The following is a 14,820-nucleotide window of genomic DNA, read 5'->3' as shown; positions in this document are numbered from 1 at the left end:
GTGAACGTGGAGTGGAAATCATGGGGATGTCCACCCGCATTTTGAGGATCTTGGGAGTAACCATGTGGGTCGAGGAGTGGACGTCGAAGGCGGCCTGTCGGGAATCAGCACCCGACCAGCTGTTCGTGCGCGGCGCCGAGCAGAACAAGGCCAAGCAGCTGTGCAGCGGCTGCCCGGTCCGTACCGAGTGCCTCGCGGAGGCCCTCGACAACCAGATCGAGTGGGGAGTCTGGGGTGGGATGACCGAGCGTGAGCGCCGGGCGCTGCTCCGTCGTCGCCCCGGCGCCAGCTGGCGCACCGTCCTGGAGACCGCCCGCGAGGAGCACACCCGCAGCGCCATCCCGGTCGAGGTTCCGAGCGAGACCGCCCCGGTCCTGAACTGACCCCCCGCCGTCGGCGCCTGAGGCCTCGTACGCCGAGCCTCAGGCGTCGCCCGCGAGCAGGGCGCCGATCTGCCGGAGCCCGTCCAGGTCGTGCACGTCGGTGGGCAGCGCTCGCACCACCACCGTCGGCACGCTGGGGTGAGCTGCGGCGAACCTGCTGCGCAACCGGTGTTCCCGAGACGCCATGCGCACCCGGTCCGCGTGCAGCCGCAACAGCCCCCCGGTCACCGAGTCGGCGCTCGCGCGCTGCAGCCGCTCGGCTGCGGCAGCGGCCTCGTCGGAGCTGAGGTCGCCCTCGGTCTCCGGGCTCGCCCGGTTGACCACCAGGCCGGCCAGGGGCATGTCGTCCTCGTTGAGGCGCTCCACGAAGTACGCCGCCTCGCGCAGGGCGTCCTCCTCCGGGGCCGCGACCACCACGAATGCGGTCTGGTCGTCCTGGAGCAGCGCGAACGTCTTCTCCGCGCGTGCCCGGAAGCCCCCGAAGAGGGTGTCGAACGCGGCGACGAAGAGCTGCATGTCGCGCAGCACCTGGGTCCCCAGGACCTTGGTCAGCGCGCCGGTGACGATGCCGAGCCCGGCTGACATCAGGCGGGCCGGCCCGCGGGCCGGAGCCAGCAGGATCCGGATGAACCGGCCGTCGAGGAAGCTGGAGAGCCGCTCGGGTGCGTCCAGGAAGTCCAGCGCCGAGCGCGAGGGCGGGGTGTCCACCACGATCAGGTCGTAGGACCCGTCCTGGCGGGCCTGGCGGTGGATCTGGCCCAGCTTCTCCATCGCCATGTACTCCTGGGTGCCCGCGAACGAGCTGGACAGGGTGATGTAGAAGGGGTTCTCCAGGATCTGCTTCGCCTTCTCCGGGGTGGCCTGGCTGGTGACCACCTCGTCGAAGGTGCGCTTCATGTCCAGCATCATCGCGTCCAGCGAGCCGGTGCCGTCGGGGTCCGCGGGGACCAGGCCGGAGACCGGGCGGGGCACGTTGTCGAGCCGCTCGATGCCCATGGCCTGCGCCAGGCGCCGGGCGGGGTCGATGGTCAGCACCACCACGTTGCGTCCGCGCTCGGCGGCGCGCAGCGCCAGTGCCGCCGCCGTCGTGGTCTTGCCCACGCCCCCGGAGCCGCAGCACACCACGATGCCGATGCGGCGGTCGTCGATCAGCTCGTCGAGGTTGAGCGCCGGCGCCTCCACCGGCTCGGCGGCCAACGGCCCGACCCGGGTCCTGCTCATCGTCCCAGCCCCTGTTCCTTGAGTGCGGCGGCCAGCTCGTAGAGCCCGCCGAGGTCCACGCCGCCGGCCAGCAGCGGCAGCTCGTACGTCGGTCGGTCCAGGTCGGCGACCAACGCCCGCTGGGTGTCCTCGAGGTCGCGCCGCGCGGCGTGCTCGCAGCCCTCGGTCACCAGCTCCTCGACCAGGGCGTCGCTGACCTCGATCCCCACGGACTCCAGGTCGGCCTCGATGGCGGCGTGGTCCAGCCCGCCGCCGCAGGCGGCATCGAGCGCCTGCTGGTCCAGGTCGTGCGGCCGGACCAGGTTCACCACGACCCCGCCGACGGGGAGGTCGGCCTTCCCCAGCTCGACGATGCCGTCGGCGGTCTCCTGCACCGGCATCTCCTCCAGCAGGGTCACCAGGTGCACCGCGGTGCGCGCGGAGCGGAACAGGGTCATCACCGTGTCGGCCTGGGTCTTGATCGGGCCGACCTTGGCCAGGCCGGCCAGCTCGCCGTTGACGTTGAGGAACTGGGTGATCCGGCCCGTGGGCGGGGCGTCCAGCACGACCGCGTCGTAGTGCCGGGCCTTCTTGTTGCGGGCGTTGCGCTGCACCGCCTCGTAGACCTTGCCGGTCAGCAGCACGTCCCGCACGCCCGGGGCGATCGTGGTGGCGAACTCCACCACCCCAAAGCGGTCCAGGGCCTTCCCGGCCCGGCCCAGCTTGTAGTACATCGCCAGGTACTCCAGCAGCGCGGACTCAGGGTCCACGTGCAGCGCGTAGACGGTCCCGGCCCGGCCCTGGGCGTCGGCCAGTCCGCGGGCGATCCGGGTCTCGGCGTAGGGCAGCGGGTCGACGTCGAACATACGGGCGATGCCTTGGCGACCCTCCACCTCGCACAGGAGCACGTTGCGTCCCGAGGAGGCGAGCGCCAGGGCCAGGGCCGCGGCGACCGTGGACTTGCCCGTGCCGCCCTTGCCGGTGACGACGTGCAGCTCCACACCCGACCAGTCCGCTGCTGAGGTCTGAGAAGTCACCTTCGCAGGATAGGCACACCGGCCACAGCCCGGCAGGCCCGCGCCCGTGACCCGCGACACGTCGCCTCCTCGACCGGCGCACTGGCCGGGATCGTCGGCAGGGAGGCGCTGGAATAGGATCCGCGTGACGGCCGCCACACCTCGGCCGCCCCTGCGGTGCGACCCCTCGCGCCCGGCGAAAGGAGCCCGATGGACAAGGTCGTTGCCAGCGCCGCGGAGGCCGTGGCTGACATCCCCAGCGGAGCCACGCTGGCGGTCGGCGGCTTCGGGTTGTGCGGCATCCCCTCGGTGCTGATCGACGCCCTGCTCGAGGCCGGCGTGGACGACCTCGAGGCGGTCTCGAACAACTGCGGCGTCGACGACTGGGGCCTGGGCAGGCTGCTGATGGCCAAGCGGCTGCGGCGGATGGTCTCCTCCTACGTGGGGGAGAACAAGGAGTTCGCCCGGCAGTACCTCTCCGGGGAGCTCGAGGTCGAGCTCACCCCCCAGGGCACGCTCGCGGAGCGGATGCGGGCCGGCGGCTCGGGCATCCCGGCGTTCTTCACCGCCACCGGGGCGGCACCCAGGTCGCCGAGGGCGGACTGCCGTGGCGGTACGACGACTCCGGCAACGTGGTGGTCGCGTCCCCGGCCAAGGAGACGCGCCAGTTCGCCATGCACGGCGACTCCCGCGAGTACGTGCTGGAGGAGGCCATCGTCGCCGACTTCGGGCTGGTCCGCGCCTGGAAGGGCGACCGGCACGGCAACCTCGTTTACCGCGACTCCGCGCGCAACTTCAACCCGCTGGCCGCGATGTGCGGCCGGCTCACCATCGCCGAGGTGGAGCACCTGGTGGAGCCCGGCGAGATCGCGCCGGACGACGTTCACACCCCCGGCGTCTACGTGCAGCGCGTGGTGGCGCTGACGCCGGCGCAGGCGAGCGACAAGCGGATCGAGAAGCGCACGGTCACGCCGCGTGGAGAGGGAGCCTGAGATGAGCTGGACCCGTGAGCAGATGGCCGCCCGGGCGGCCGCGGAGCTGACCGACGGCTCCTACGTCAACCTCGGCATCGGCCTGCCGACCCTGGTGCCCAACTACGTCCCCGACGACGTGGAGCTGGTGCTGCAGTCCGAGAACGGCATCCTCGGGGTCGGCGCCTACCCGCTCGAGGGCGAGGAGGACCCCGACCTGATCAACGCCGGCAAGGAGACCGTCACCGTGCGGCGCGGGGCGTCGTTCTTCGACTCCGCGACGTCGTTCGGGATGATCCGGGGCGGCAAGATCGACGCCGCCATCCTGGGTGCCATGCAGGTCTCGGCCGGTGGCGACATCGCCAACTGGATGATCCCGGGCAAGATGGTCAAGGGCATGGGCGGGGCGATGGACCTGGTGCACGGGGCGAAGCGGGTGATCGTGCTGATGGAGCACGTGGCTCGCGACGGCGCCTACAAGATCGTCGAGGAGTGCTCGCTGCCCTACACCGGCCGGGCGGTGGTCGAGCGGATCATCACCGACCTCTGCGTGCTCGACGTCACCCCCGAGGGCCTGCGGCTGGTGGAGCTCGCGCCGGGAGTGTCCATGGACGAGGTGCGGGAGAAGACCGAGCCGCCCGTCCTGTGAGCGGCACGGGCGCGTCACGACCCGCGCAGATAGGTGAGGACGACGGCCACCCGCCGGTCGCTGCCCGGATCGACCGGGAGCTTGGCGAAGATGTTGCCGATGTGCTTGCGCACGGCCGCCTCGCTGACGAAGAGCGCCGCCGCGATGGCCTGGTTGGTGTGGCCCTCGGCCATCAGGGCCAGTACCTCGAGCTCGCGTGCGGTCAGGGCGGCCAGCGGCCCGGCGGTGCGGGCGCGGCGCAGGAGCTGACGGACCACCTCGGGGTCGACGACCGTGCCGCCGTCCGCCACCCGGTCGAGGCTGTCGAGGAAGTCCCGGACGTGACCGACCCGGTCTTTCAGCAGGTAGCCGATCCCGCCGCCGGGAGCCGAGTCGAGCAGGTCGGCGACGTAGGCATCGGCGATGTAGGCCGAGAGCACCATGACGGCGGTGCCCGGGTGCTCCGCCCGGATCGCCATCGCGGCCCGCAGCCCCTCGTCGGTGTGCGTCGGGGGCATCCGGATGTCGGTGACCACCAGGTCGGGGGCGGTGCGCTGCACGAAGGCGAGCAGGGCGTCGGCGTCGGCGACGTCGGCCAGCACCTGGTGGCCCGCGCGCTCCAGGATCCGCACCAGTCCTTCGCGGAGCAGGACCTCGTCCTCGGCCACCACGACCGTCAGCGGGCGCACTACGGGAGCGGACATGTCATCCTCACCGTCGTCGGGCCTGCGGGCGGGCTGGTGATCCGCAGCGAGCCGTCCATCGCCTCGACCCGCAGCCGGAGCCCTTCCAGCCCGGAGCCCGGCCTCGCCTCGGCACCACCCTTCCCGTCGTCGCTGACGCTGAGCACCAGCGCGCCCGCCTCCGTCCAGGCGTGGACCTGCGCCGACCCGGCGCCGGAGTGGCGGACGACGTTGGTCAGCGCCTCGCTGACGAAGAAGTAGGCGGCCGCCTCCACCGGCCCGGGCAGCCGCTCCCCGAGCGCGAGGTCGACGTGGACCGGGACGGGCGAGCGGTCGGCGATCTCGTGGACCGCCGCGGTCAGCCCATGGTCGGTGAGCACCCGCGGGTGGATGCCGCGGACGGTGGTGCGCAGCTCGGCCAGCGCCTGCTCGGCCTGCTCGTGCGCCTGCTGGACCAGGGCGAGGGTCTGCCCCTCGGCCTCGAGCTCCGCGGACCCCAAGGTCATGGTGAGCGCGAGGAGCCGTTGCTGGACGCCGTCGTGCAGGTCGCGCTCGATCCGCCGGCGCTCGGCCTCGAAGGCGTCGACCAGCCCGCTGCGCGAGCGGCGCACGGCGGCGACCGCCTCCGCCTGCCGCGCGTCGGGCGGGTCGAGCAGCAGCCGGGTGAGCGCGGCGTGGCCGCAGGCGGCCCAGGTCACGACGTACGCCGCGACGGCGAGCAGCACGACCCCGAGGACCGGCGCCACCCAGGCCTCGCGGGGTGAGTCGATCCGCCAGCCGGCGACGTCGATCACGTCGGCGCCGGCGCCCACGAGCCAGGGGGCAAGGAGCAGGATGACCGGCACCGAGGCGAAGGCGATGGCGACGAGCCCGACCAGCCAGCCCACCGTGGCGAGCAGGGCCAGGTGACCGATCTCGGCCCACGCCACCGGGCGCCCTGGCTCCCCCGCAGGACCGCGCGCCATCCCACCCACCCACCGGTCCCGTCGTCGGCCGTGGGGAGGACCAGGCGCAGCCGCCGCCGTTCCACCTCGGCGGCCAGGTGGGCGAGCCCCGGCACGGCGGCGAGGACGTAGAGCCCCACCACCAGGACCACCGTCGGCAGGCCGATCCCGAGGACCAGGGTGAGCAGCAGCAGCCAGGCCAGCCCGACCACGACTGAGCCGACGACGTAGGCAAGCGCCCGCCACGGCCACGCCGAGAGCAGGAAGCGCCACGGCCGCCCGCGCACGGCCGTCCACGCGTCCGGATACCTCGTCACGCCCCAACCCTAGAGAGCCGTGCCCCCGCGTGGGGTAGCGCGGGCGCTACCCATGTGTGGCGTGCAGGCCCAGGTGTCGCGGCCCGTGCGCTGGTGCAGTGGGAGCCATGACCAGCACCCTCACCACCGCGCCCCCCGCGGTGACGCTCGACGGCATCGCCCACACCTACGGCTCCCGGGCGGGGGGCGTGCGGGCGCTGCACGGCGTGACGCACGTGTTCCGCCGCGGCACCTTCACCGCGATCATGGGCCCGTCGGGGTCCGGCAAGTCGACCCTGCTCCAGGTCGCCGCCGGCCTGGAGCGGCCCACCGACGGCGAGGTGATCCTGGGTCCGACTCCGCTCGGCCGGCTCAAGGAGACCGAGCTGACTCGCCTGCGCCGGACGTCGATGGGGTTCGTCTTCCAGGCCTACAACCTGCTCGACGCTCTCACCGCGTTCGACAACGTCGCCCTCCCGGCCCGGCTGGCAGGGGTCAGGGTGCAGCGGGCCGCGGTACTCCAGGCGCTCGCGGCGGTGGGCCTGGCCGACCTGGCCGGCCGCCGCCCCGCACAGCTGTCGGGTGGCCAGCAGCAGCGCGTCGCGATCGCCCGTGCCCTGCACACCAGGCCCGAGGTGCTCTTCGCCGACGAGCCCACCGGGGCCCTGGACCGCAGGACCGGGCGGGACGTGCTCGCCCTCCTGCGGGCAGTGGCCGATGCCGGGCAGACGGTCGTCATGGTCACTCACGACCCGGTGGCCGCCTCCTACGCTGACGCCGTCCTCTTCCTGGCCGACGGTCGCGTCGTCGGCCACCGCCAGCACGCGAGCGCGGACGCGATCGCGACCACCATGAACGGACTCGAGCGGTGATCCTCCCCCTGGCCTGGCAGAGCGCGCGCGCCACCTGGCGGGGCTACCTGGGCGCGTTCGTGGCGCTGGCCCTGGGGGTCACCCTCCTCTCGCTGAGCACCGCACTGGTCGGGGCGACCGACACCACCGCCCGTCAGAAGGGCCTCACCGATGCCCAACGTGGCCAGCTCGACGGGCTGGCCAGCATGTTCGGCATCATGGCGGCCGTCTCGATGTTCATGGCGGTCTTCGTGGTGGGCAGCACCTTCGGGTTCGTGGTCGCCGACCGTCAGCGCGAGCTCGGCCTGCTCAGACTGATCGGGGCGACCCCGCGGCAGGTCCGGCGCCTGCTCCTGGGCGAGTCCGTCGTGGTCGCTGCGGCCGCCACGGTCGTGGGCGGTCTGCTCGGACTCCTCGCGGTGCCGGTGGCCTTCGGGCTCGTCCGGGCCATCGGTGTCACCGACCTCCACCTGCAGGCGCCCAGCCCCTGGATCGCCTTGGCGGTGGCGGCTCCCAGCGGGGTGGCGGTCGCCCTGCTCGGCGCCAGGCGCTCCGCGCGGAGGGCGTCGCGGACCTCGCCCACCTCGGCGCTGCGGGAGGCGGCGGTCGTCCCGACCCGTCCCTCGCTCGGGGCGCTCGTCGTGGCGCTGACCTGCTTCGTAACCGTGCTCGTCCCGTTCCTGCTCGCCTCCGAGCTGCCGCCGCTCTTCGCCCTGATCGCCTCGATCCTGCTGCCGGAGGTCGCCGTGGTCGGCATCCTGGCGATCGGCCCAGCCCTGGTGCCGCGGCTCGCCGCACTGCTGGCCCGGCCGTTCGTCACCCGTGACGTCGGCGCCCGGATGGCGCGCGACGACCTCCGGGCGGCTGCCCGGACGACGTCCGCCGTGGCCGCGCCGACCGTCGCGATCTCCGCGATCGCCGGCTCCTTGATGCTCGCGCTCAGCTTCACCGCGGACTGGACGAGCGCGCTCAACACCGCCCAGCTCCGAGCGCCGCTCGTCGTGGAAGGGGTCGAGCCGTCCCAAGCAGCCTCCCTGACGGTGGACCCGCAGGTCGCGGTGGCCGACGTACGGCGGCAGGTCAGCTGGCAGCTCGTCGAGGAGGGCGGGGCGGGCTACCTCGAGCAGGTCGAGGTCGTCGACCCGGTCAGCGCGGCTGCCACCCGAGGGCTTCGCGCCACCAGCGGCGACCTCGCTGCGCTGCGCGGTCGCGCGATCGCCGTCACCGAGGGCTGGACGAGTGACTCCGGGACCGGACTGGGGGGCACGGTCCGGGTCCGGATCGAGGGGGAGCGGATCGGCCTGCGTGTGGTCGCCGTGGTGCCGGAGGCCCCGGACCTGTACGCCGACCTCCTGGTCGCCCCCGACGTGGTGCCGGGCGTGGCGGGTCGTCCGACCGGCACGGTCTTCGTGACACCGCGGCCGGGCGTGGGACCGACGGCGCTGACCGAGAACCTCGCCGAGGGCCTGATGGGGACGCCCGCGCGGCTGCTGTCGGCCCAGGAGTGGATCGAGGCCACCGATGCCCGGACCCGGCGCTCGAACGACGTCGGACTCGTCGTCCTCCTCGGACCGGCAGCGCTCTACGCCGGGATCGCGATCATCAACGCCACCGTGATCGGCGCCTCCCAGCAGCGCCGTCAGCGCCGGCTGCTGGCCCTCCTCGGCGCCACCCGCGACCAGGTGCGCCGCGCGTCGATCTGGCAGGCCGGCCTGGTCAGCGCCACCGGGCTGCTGCTGGGCGGGACGATCACGGTCAGCCTGGGCTGGCTGATCCGGACGGCCACGACCGCCGACCTGGCGGGCACCGGAGTCTCCGTACCGCTGACGATCCCGTGGCTGCCCCTGCTGGCGACCGCGTCGACCTGTCTGGCGCTGGGCGCCCTGGCCGCGCTGGTGGGCTCGAGGAGTGCTGGCGTCCTGCACCGCCTACGGCGAGAAGGGGGGGAAGACGGAGCCCCTCGTCCTGGCCTAGCGTGCAAGGCATGAGCCAACTCCTGCGTGCCGTCGCCCTGCTCGCCCCGCCCGCGCTGCTCGCCGGCGCGCTGGCCGCCCCGGTCCCCGCGGCGGCACCGCCGCCGGAGCCCCTCGTGGTGGTCTCGCCGGTCGGGGCACTGCCGCTCGGTGACCCGATCGCCGGGCCGCACCTGGAAAACCGGCGTACCCTGGTCGACGGCGACGTGCGGATCCGGGTCCCGGCCGACGTCCGGATCGTCGGCCGCACGGGGCGGGCGTACGTCGTGGAGGAGTACAAGCGCAACAACCTCGTCGACGTCCTGCGGGTCACCCGCGACGGGCGGCTCCGGGCGCTGGCCAGCGACGTCGACGGCTCGCAGCTCTCCGCCGACGGCACCCTCCTGGCCACCAGCCGGCTGGTCCGCTTCCGCACCGAGGTGCGGGTGCGGCAGGCGCGCACCGGCCGGCTGCAGGCGAGCCGCACGGTGAACGAGGGGGTCTGGGCGATCGGCGTCGACGAACGGCGTGTGCTGCTCGGGGGCGTCGGCGGGGCCAGCGGGGGGACCCACCTGTGGAACCACCGGGCCGGCCGGATCAAGCGGCTCAGCGGCCAGAGCGCGTACGCCGCCAACCTCGAGCGGGGCCTGTACGCGCGCAACACCGACGACGCCGACCAGTACACCGGCGGCTGCACGGTGATCGCCAGGATCGGCTCCGGGAAGACGCTGTGGCGCACCTGCGGTGAGTCGGTGGAGGCTTTCTCGGCCGACGGCCGGTCGGTGCTCACGATGGGCAACGGCGGATCGTCCGCGAGGGTGCGCACCGTGCGCGGCGACCGGGTGGTCCGCTACGGGGTGCGCTACCCCGACGCGCTCGAGTACGCCGAGTGGGACACCGACGGGCGGGTGCTGCTCGGCATCGATGACGAGGACTGGCGCAGCGTCGTGGTGGCCTGCTCCGGGGTGGAGTGCCGGCGCACCTCCTGAGGCCTCAGCGGCGTACGGCGCCGGGAGAGGCGGTCCGGGCGGCGGCGACCACCGCACCCGCCGAGCAGACGATCGCGACCAGGTAGACCGCGACGAAGGCGTCCGCCCCGGCCGCCTCGGTGCGGGCGAAGACCACGCCGGTGATCGCGAGCGCCAGCGCGGCGCTGAGCGAGTCCGCGGCGGCCAGCGCCGAGGAGTTGGCGCCGCGGTCCCGGTCGGAGGAGTGCTGGAGCATGGCCACTCCGAGCCGCGGGAAGGCGAACCCCATGCCTGCCCCGGCCAGCACGTACGCCGCCATCGCCACCGGTGCCGGCGCCTCGAGCCAGACCACCAGCGTCAGCAGGGTGACGCCGAGGAGCACCACGGAGGTGCCGGTGACCAGGACCCGGGTGTGGGAGACCTTGGGCAGCCGGGCCTGGGCCTGGCTGCCCAAGGCCCACACCACGCCGACGGCGGTCAGCGCGAGCCCGGCGGTGGCGGCAGCGATGCCCCACTTCTCCTGGAGCACGAAGACGATGTAGGCCTCGGCGCAGAAGAACCCCGCGCTCAACAGGCCGCGGGTAGCAATCACCGAGGGCAGGCCGCGACCTAGCCGCATGGTGCCGGTGGGCATCAGCCGCGAGAGGCCGAACAGCACGACGACCAGGCAGCCGCAGGCCAGCCACAGCGAGGAGTCGAGCAGCTTCACGCCCAGCGCGCCGGCGCCGGCTGCGACCGCCCACCACAGCCGCGACAGCTGGGGCGGGTCGGCGTCCTCGACACCCTTGGGGGCAGTCCGCAGCGTCGGGGCCAGGACGATCAGGGACAGGGCGATCAGGGCGACCACGCTGAGGAAGACCCAGCGCCAGCCGAACGCGTCGGCCACCAGGGCCGCGAGGTAGGGACCGAACAGCGCCGGCAGCACCCAGGCCGCGGCGAAGCTGGCCAGGATCGAGGGCTGCAGCCGGGTCGGGTAGACCAGCCCGACGATCACGTAGAGGACGACGGTGGCCCCGCCACCGCCCAGTCCCTGGAGCACCCGGCCGGCGACCAGCACCTCCATCGACGGCGCCGTGCCGCAGACCACGAGGCCGGCGGAGAGGGCGACCAGCGCCGCGACCAGCGGCAGCGCCGGGCCGCTCCGGTCGCTCCACATCCCGGCGAGCACCATGCCGACCACGCCGCTGGCCAGGGGGGCGGCGAAAGCCAGGGCGTAGAGGCCGACGCCGCCCAGCTCCTCGGCCACGCCCGGCATCACCGTGGTCACCGCGAGCGACTCGAACGCCACGATCGCGATCAGCGAGAAGGCGGCGGCGGTGGTGGCGAAGTAGGCCGGGGAGAGGATCCCCCGGACTCGGCGGGGGGACGGTTGCTCACCGCAGGAGGGTAGGCGAGCGGGTTTCAGCGGGCGATGTCGGCATACGAGGCAGACAGCAGCGCGACCAGGTCGTCGGGAGCGAGCTCGACGTCGAGACCCCGCTTGCCGCCGGAGACCAGGATCGTCTCGTGCAGCACGGCGGTCTCGTCGACCACCGTGGGCAGCAGCGTCCGCTGGCCGATCGGGGAGATCCCGCCCACGACGTACCCGGTGGCGCGGGCGGCCGCGGCAGGGTCGGCCATCACCGCCTTCTTGGCGCCCAGCGCGCCGGCCAGAGCCTTGAGGTCGAGCCGGCCAGTCACGGGCACCACCCCGACGGCCAGCTGGGGCGAGGTGCTCCCGATGTCGACCAGCAGGGTCTTGAACACCCGGTCCGGGTCCACCCCCAGCGCCTGAGCCGCCTCCATCCCGTACGACGTCACCCGCGGGTCGTGCTCGTAGGCCCGCAGCGCGAAGGGCACACCGGCCGCCTGCAGCGCGTCGGTCGCCGGGGTGCCGCCGCCAGCCTTCTTCGCCATGGCCGAAGGGTAGCCAGCAGCCTCGGTCGGCAGGGAGATCAGTCGGCGGTGAGACCGAGGGCGTAGCCGACCTGGCCGACGTGCTGGGTGACGTCGTTGACCACGCTGACCAGCCGCACCCCCAGGGTCACCGGCGGGTCCCAGCTCTCGTCGACCACCCGGTCCAGGCTGTCGTCCGCCAGCCCGCGCACGATGGCCGTCGTACGTTCCTGCACGGCGTCGGCGTACCCCAGGAGCAGGGCGGGCTCCGCGGTGAAGGCGCCCACCTCGGCACTGCTCATGCCGTAGCCGGTGGCGTCGGCGTCGTAGGGGAGCCCCAGCTGGTCGGCCCACCCCTCGTGCCACACCTGCGACCGGCCGGCCAGGTCGGCGAGGTGGTCGTCCTGGACCCGCAGCGCGTGCCAGGTGATCCAGCCGGGTGAGTTGGCGTCCGGGGTGGGGCGCCGCTCCAGGTGGGCCGCGTCGAGGCCGTCCAGCAGGTCGTGCCAGGAGTCGTGGGTGCGGTCGAAGAGGTCGGTGACGAGTGCGGTCCACATCTTGGCGACGATAGGCCCCGCACCCGCCATCCGGCCATGCCTGCAGCGTCGTGCTGCCGCACGCTCCTACTGCAGGGCGAGCCCCGCGGCCGGCGCCACCCGCGCCGCCCGGCGCGCGGGCAGCACGGAGGCCGCCAGCCCGGCGAGCGCGGCCACCAGCACCACCAGCACCAGCTGGCCCAGCGGCAGCGTCATCGCCGTCCCGCCGACGACGTCCGAGACCATCACTTTGACCCCGACCCAGGCGAAGGCGACGCCTAGGGCGGTGCCGACCAGAGTCGCGACCAGGGAGAGCAGCAGTCCCTCGATCGCCATCGCCCGGCGCAGCTGGGTGCGGGTCAGCCCCATCGCCCGCAGCAAAGCGTTCTCCCGGCTCCGCTCCAGCACCGAGAGGCCCAGAGTGTTGGCGATGCCGATCAGGGCGATCACCACGGCGATGCCCAGCAGCCCCACGACCGAGCCGGTGAGGATGTCGACCTGCAGCTCGACCCAGGCGCGTTCCTGGTGGCCGCCGGCGATCGCTGCGCCGGCAGGTCCGGCGAGCGCCGCGAGGTCGCCACGCAGGTCCTCGGGGTCGGCGTCGTCGGTGGCCCGCACCCAGACCGCGGTCGGGACCGGGTCGGTGGTCAGGGCTGCCAGGGTCTGCGCCGAGACCAGTCCGGCGGTGCCCCAGCCGCCGCCCTCCTGCACCTGCAGGGTCCGCACCCGGTCGCCCACCACGACCTCCAGGGTGCCGTCGTCGGCCAGCTGGCGGCCGGCTTCGCGGTCCAGGGCGTTGGTCACGCGCCACGGCAGTCGGACCACCCCGTCGGCGGGGGTCAGGTCGTCGGGACCACGCACCACCGCGGGACGCTCCCCGACCCCGATCAGCGGCACGACCTGGTCACCGATCCGGGCCAGGGCGCCGTCCAGTGCGACCGCGTCCGCCACGCCCTCGGCGGCGCGGACCCGGGTGACCAGGTCGGACGGGAGCGGCTCCTCGAGCGCGGTGAGGTAGGCGTCGAGGGGGTTGGACTCGTCCATCTCGGCCGACAGCGCCGAGCGCGAGGTCGCCAGGCCGGTGAGCACCGCGGTGGTCAGGGTGACGCCCACCAGCAGCGAGGCGGCCGTGGTGGCGGTACGCCGTGGGTTGCGCACCGCGTTGCCGGTCGCCAGCCGTCGTACCGGACCGTCGCCCAGCAGCCGTCCGGCCACGCGGATCAGCGCCGGCACCAGCAGCGGCCCCAGCAGCAGCACCCCCCGAAGACCGTGATGCCGCCAGCCACCATCAGCAGCATGGTGGCGCCGACCTCGTCGCCGGCGACGGCCGCGGCGAGCAGCCCGGTGCCGAGCACGAGCAGGGTCACCGCGGACCCGATCCGCAGGCGTCCCGCGGCCGAGCGGACCTCCACCCCGGTGTCCGGGCGCAGCGCGGCCAGCGGAGTCACCCGGGTCACCGCACGGGTCGGCAGCCAGGCCGCCGCCACGGTCACCAGGGTGCCCAGCACCACCGCGCCGACGATCCAGGAGGCGCCGAAGGAGACCTCGCCGATGTCGTCGAACCAGACCCCCACCAGCCGGGTCAGCCCGAGCCCGCCGAGCATCCCCACCAGCACACCGAGCGCCGAGGAGACCAGCCCGAGGAGCAGCGCCTCCAGCCGCACCGACCTGCGCAGCTGGCGCCGGGTGACGCCCACGCAGCGCAGCAGCGCGAAGTCGCGCATCCGCTGGGCGAAGAGGATGGAGAAGGTGTTGGCGATGACCATCACCGCCACGAACAGGGCGATCGCCACGAAGATGAGCGCCATGATCGCCAGGTAGTCCACCCCGCGGGCGATGTCGGCCTGGCGCTGGGCGACGTACGTTTCGGTGTCGGTGAGCGTCGCCTCGGGCGCGAGCGCCCGGGCCAGGTCGGCGCCGCCGCCCCAGGCCACGGCCTCGACCCACAGCGAGTCCTTCAGGCAGCGCAGGTCGGGCCAGGTGAGGTAGACCGAGCTGCCGCTGGACGGGGGGCTGTCCACCAGGCCGACCAGCTCGACCTCGACGGCGTCCGCGCCGGTGCCGATCACCAGTCGGTCGCCGATCTCGGCACCGTTGCTCTTGGCCGCGTTGTGGTCGACGACCGCTTCGCCCGGCCCGGTCGGGAGCCGGCCCGCGGTCAGCGTCTGCCACTGCATCGCCGGGTCGGTGGCGACCTCGCCGACGTCGGCGGAGGAGCTGAGCTCGATCCCGTCCCGCGAGACGGGCGCCATCGCGTAGCCGCTGATGCCGGCCGGGAAGCCGTCCTCGGCGGCCCGCGCCATCAGGTCCACCGCTTCGTCCTCGGTCGGCTGCTCCAGCACCAGGTCCACCGCCTGGTACGGCGCACCGGCGTCGCGGGTGAGCCCGTCCCGGGTGGCGTTGGAGAGGCCGTTGGTGACCATCACGAAGGCCACGCCGATGACCACCGCGATCGTGGAGGCGACGTAGCGCCGGGTGTTGCGCCGCAGCGAGGCCAGCAGCACCGTCCGCATGCCT

The 14,820-nt window shown here is 73.7% G+C and carries 15 protein-coding genes and 1 pseudogene; 6 read left to right on the top strand and 10 right to left on the bottom strand.

Going from position 1 to position 14,820, the window contains the following annotated elements; translation table 11 throughout:
* Window positions 1-62: 62 nt before the first annotated feature.
* Entirely contained in the window at window positions 63-383 is a 321-nt protein-coding gene (locus C0R66_RS16600; protein WP_101525633.1) for a WhiB family transcriptional regulator, read from the top strand.
* A gap of 39 nt (window positions 384-422) precedes the next feature.
* Here the strand turns inward: C0R66_RS16600 and bagB are convergent, their stop codons facing one another.
* Entirely contained in the window at window positions 423-1,604 is a 1,182-nt protein-coding gene (gene bagB, locus C0R66_RS16595) for an ArsA family ATPase (RefSeq protein WP_101525632.1), read from the bottom strand.
* Window positions 1,601-2,620 (bottom strand): ATPase BagA, encoded by a 1,020-nt coding sequence (bagA, locus tag C0R66_RS16590; RefSeq protein WP_199286722.1) that lies wholly within the window; start codon window positions 2,618-2,620, stop codon window positions 1,601-1,603. Before bagA ends, bagB begins: the two co-directional genes overlap by 4 nt.
* 189 nt (window positions 2,621-2,809) lie before the next feature.
* Between bagA and C0R66_RS16585 the strand changes: the two are divergent.
* Window positions 2,810-3,591 (top strand): annotated as a pseudogene (locus C0R66_RS16585) (CoA transferase subunit A).
* Between the two features lies 1 nt (window position 3,592).
* Window positions 3,593-4,219, top strand: a complete 627-nt coding sequence (locus tag C0R66_RS16580; protein ID WP_101525630.1) for a CoA transferase subunit B — start codon at window positions 3,593-3,595, stop codon at window positions 4,217-4,219.
* A 14-nt stretch (window positions 4,220-4,233) separates the two neighbouring features.
* On the opposite strand, the gene C0R66_RS16575 is transcribed toward C0R66_RS16580, so the two are convergent.
* The 3 genes from C0R66_RS16575 to C0R66_RS19690 form a co-directional block, all read right to left on the bottom strand.
* Window positions 4,234-4,902 (bottom strand): response regulator transcription factor, encoded by a 669-nt coding sequence (locus C0R66_RS16575; RefSeq protein WP_101525629.1) that lies wholly within the window; start codon window positions 4,900-4,902, stop codon window positions 4,234-4,236.
* Entirely contained in the window at window positions 4,887-5,492 is a 606-nt protein-coding gene (locus C0R66_RS16570) for a sensor histidine kinase (RefSeq protein ID WP_241901682.1), read from the bottom strand. The genes C0R66_RS16575 and C0R66_RS16570 overlap by 16 nt, the downstream gene beginning before the upstream one ends.
* Window positions 5,493-5,671: 179 nt before the next feature.
* Window positions 5,672-6,142, bottom strand: a complete 471-nt coding sequence (locus tag C0R66_RS19690; RefSeq protein ID WP_241901492.1) for a sensor domain-containing protein — start codon at window positions 6,140-6,142, stop codon at window positions 5,672-5,674.
* A 107-nt stretch (window positions 6,143-6,249) separates the two neighbouring features.
* Here C0R66_RS19690 and C0R66_RS16565 point away from each other — a divergent pair, with 107 nt between their 5' ends.
* Genes C0R66_RS16565 through C0R66_RS16555 form a run of 3 tightly spaced genes read left to right on the top strand, consistent with a single transcriptional unit; the run spans window position 6,250 to window position 9,913 of the window.
* A complete protein-coding gene (locus C0R66_RS16565; RefSeq protein WP_101525628.1) occupies window positions 6,250-6,993 on the top strand; it encodes an ABC transporter ATP-binding protein in 744 nt (247 codons plus the stop codon).
* The gene (locus tag C0R66_RS16560; RefSeq protein ID WP_101525627.1) at window positions 6,990-8,960 is read left to right on the top strand and encodes an ABC transporter permease; all 1,971 of its coding nucleotides are present in this window, start codon (window positions 6,990-6,992) and stop codon (window positions 8,958-8,960) included. The genes C0R66_RS16565 and C0R66_RS16560 overlap by 4 nt, the downstream gene beginning before the upstream one ends.
* Complete coding sequence (locus C0R66_RS16555; protein ID WP_101525626.1) at window positions 8,957-9,913, top strand: hypothetical protein; 957 nt, start codon at window positions 8,957-8,959, stop codon at window positions 9,911-9,913. The genes C0R66_RS16560 and C0R66_RS16555 overlap by 4 nt, the downstream gene beginning before the upstream one ends.
* A gap of 4 nt (window positions 9,914-9,917) precedes the next feature.
* Here the strand turns inward: C0R66_RS16555 and C0R66_RS16550 are convergent, their stop codons facing one another.
* The 5 genes from C0R66_RS16550 to C0R66_RS16530 form a co-directional block, all read right to left on the bottom strand.
* A complete protein-coding gene (locus C0R66_RS16550; protein ID WP_277869186.1) occupies window positions 9,918-11,183 on the bottom strand; it encodes an MFS transporter in 1,266 nt (421 codons plus the stop codon).
* Between the two features lie 110 nt (window positions 11,184-11,293).
* Window positions 11,294-11,788, bottom strand: coding sequence for a Cys-tRNA(Pro) deacylase (gene ybaK / locus C0R66_RS16545; RefSeq protein WP_101525624.1), 495 nt, complete (start codon window positions 11,786-11,788; stop codon window positions 11,294-11,296).
* 38 nt (window positions 11,789-11,826) lie between these two features.
* Entirely contained in the window at window positions 11,827-12,324 is a 498-nt protein-coding gene (locus C0R66_RS16540; protein WP_101526333.1) for a mycothiol transferase, read from the bottom strand.
* Window positions 12,325-12,390: 66 nt separating this feature from the next.
* A complete protein-coding gene (locus tag C0R66_RS16535) occupies window positions 12,391-13,560 on the bottom strand; it encodes an ABC transporter permease (protein WP_101525623.1) in 1,170 nt (389 codons plus the stop codon).
* On the bottom strand, window positions 13,524-14,816 hold the full coding sequence (locus C0R66_RS16530) for an FtsX-like permease family protein (protein WP_101525622.1): 1,293 nt from the start codon (window positions 14,814-14,816) through the stop codon (window positions 13,524-13,526). The genes C0R66_RS16535 and C0R66_RS16530 overlap by 37 nt, the downstream gene beginning before the upstream one ends.
* Window positions 14,817-14,820: the final 4 nt, after the last annotated feature.

It is taken from the genome of Nocardioides houyundeii (genome assembly GCF_002865585.1).
Lineage (GTDB): Bacteria > Actinomycetota > Actinomycetes > Propionibacteriales > Nocardioidaceae > Nocardioides > Nocardioides houyundeii.
The sequence above is the reverse complement of the archived record's forward strand: the minus strand, read 5'-3'. Positions and strand labels throughout refer to the sequence as shown.

Coding starts and splice junctions, on each gene's coding strand:
- C0R66_RS16600 (WP_101525633.1), top strand. CDS start 63: ATGTGGGTCGAGGAGTGGACGTCGAAGGCGGCCTGTCGGGAATCAGCA.
- bagB (WP_101525632.1), bottom strand. CDS start 1,604: ATGAGCAGGACCCGGGTCGGGCCGTTGGCCGCCGAGCCGGTGGAGGCG.
- C0R66_RS16580 (WP_101525630.1), top strand. CDS start 3,593: ATGAGCTGGACCCGTGAGCAGATGGCCGCCCGGGCGGCCGCGGAGCTG.
- C0R66_RS16575 (WP_101525629.1), bottom strand. CDS start 4,902: ATGTCCGCTCCCGTAGTGCGCCCGCTGACGGTCGTGGTGGCCGAGGAC.
- C0R66_RS16565 (WP_101525628.1), top strand. CDS start 6,250: ATGACCAGCACCCTCACCACCGCGCCCCCCGCGGTGACGCTCGACGGC.
- C0R66_RS16555 (WP_101525626.1), top strand. CDS start 8,957: ATGAGCCAACTCCTGCGTGCCGTCGCCCTGCTCGCCCCGCCCGCGCTG.
- ybaK (WP_101525624.1), bottom strand. CDS start 11,788: ATGGCGAAGAAGGCTGGCGGCGGCACCCCGGCGACCGACGCGCTGCAG.
- C0R66_RS16540 (WP_101526333.1), bottom strand. CDS start 12,324: ATGTGGACCGCACTCGTCACCGACCTCTTCGACCGCACCCACGACTCC.
- C0R66_RS16530 (WP_101525622.1), bottom strand. CDS start 14,816: ATGCGGACGGTGCTGCTGGCCTCGCTGCGGCGCAACACCCGGCGCTAC.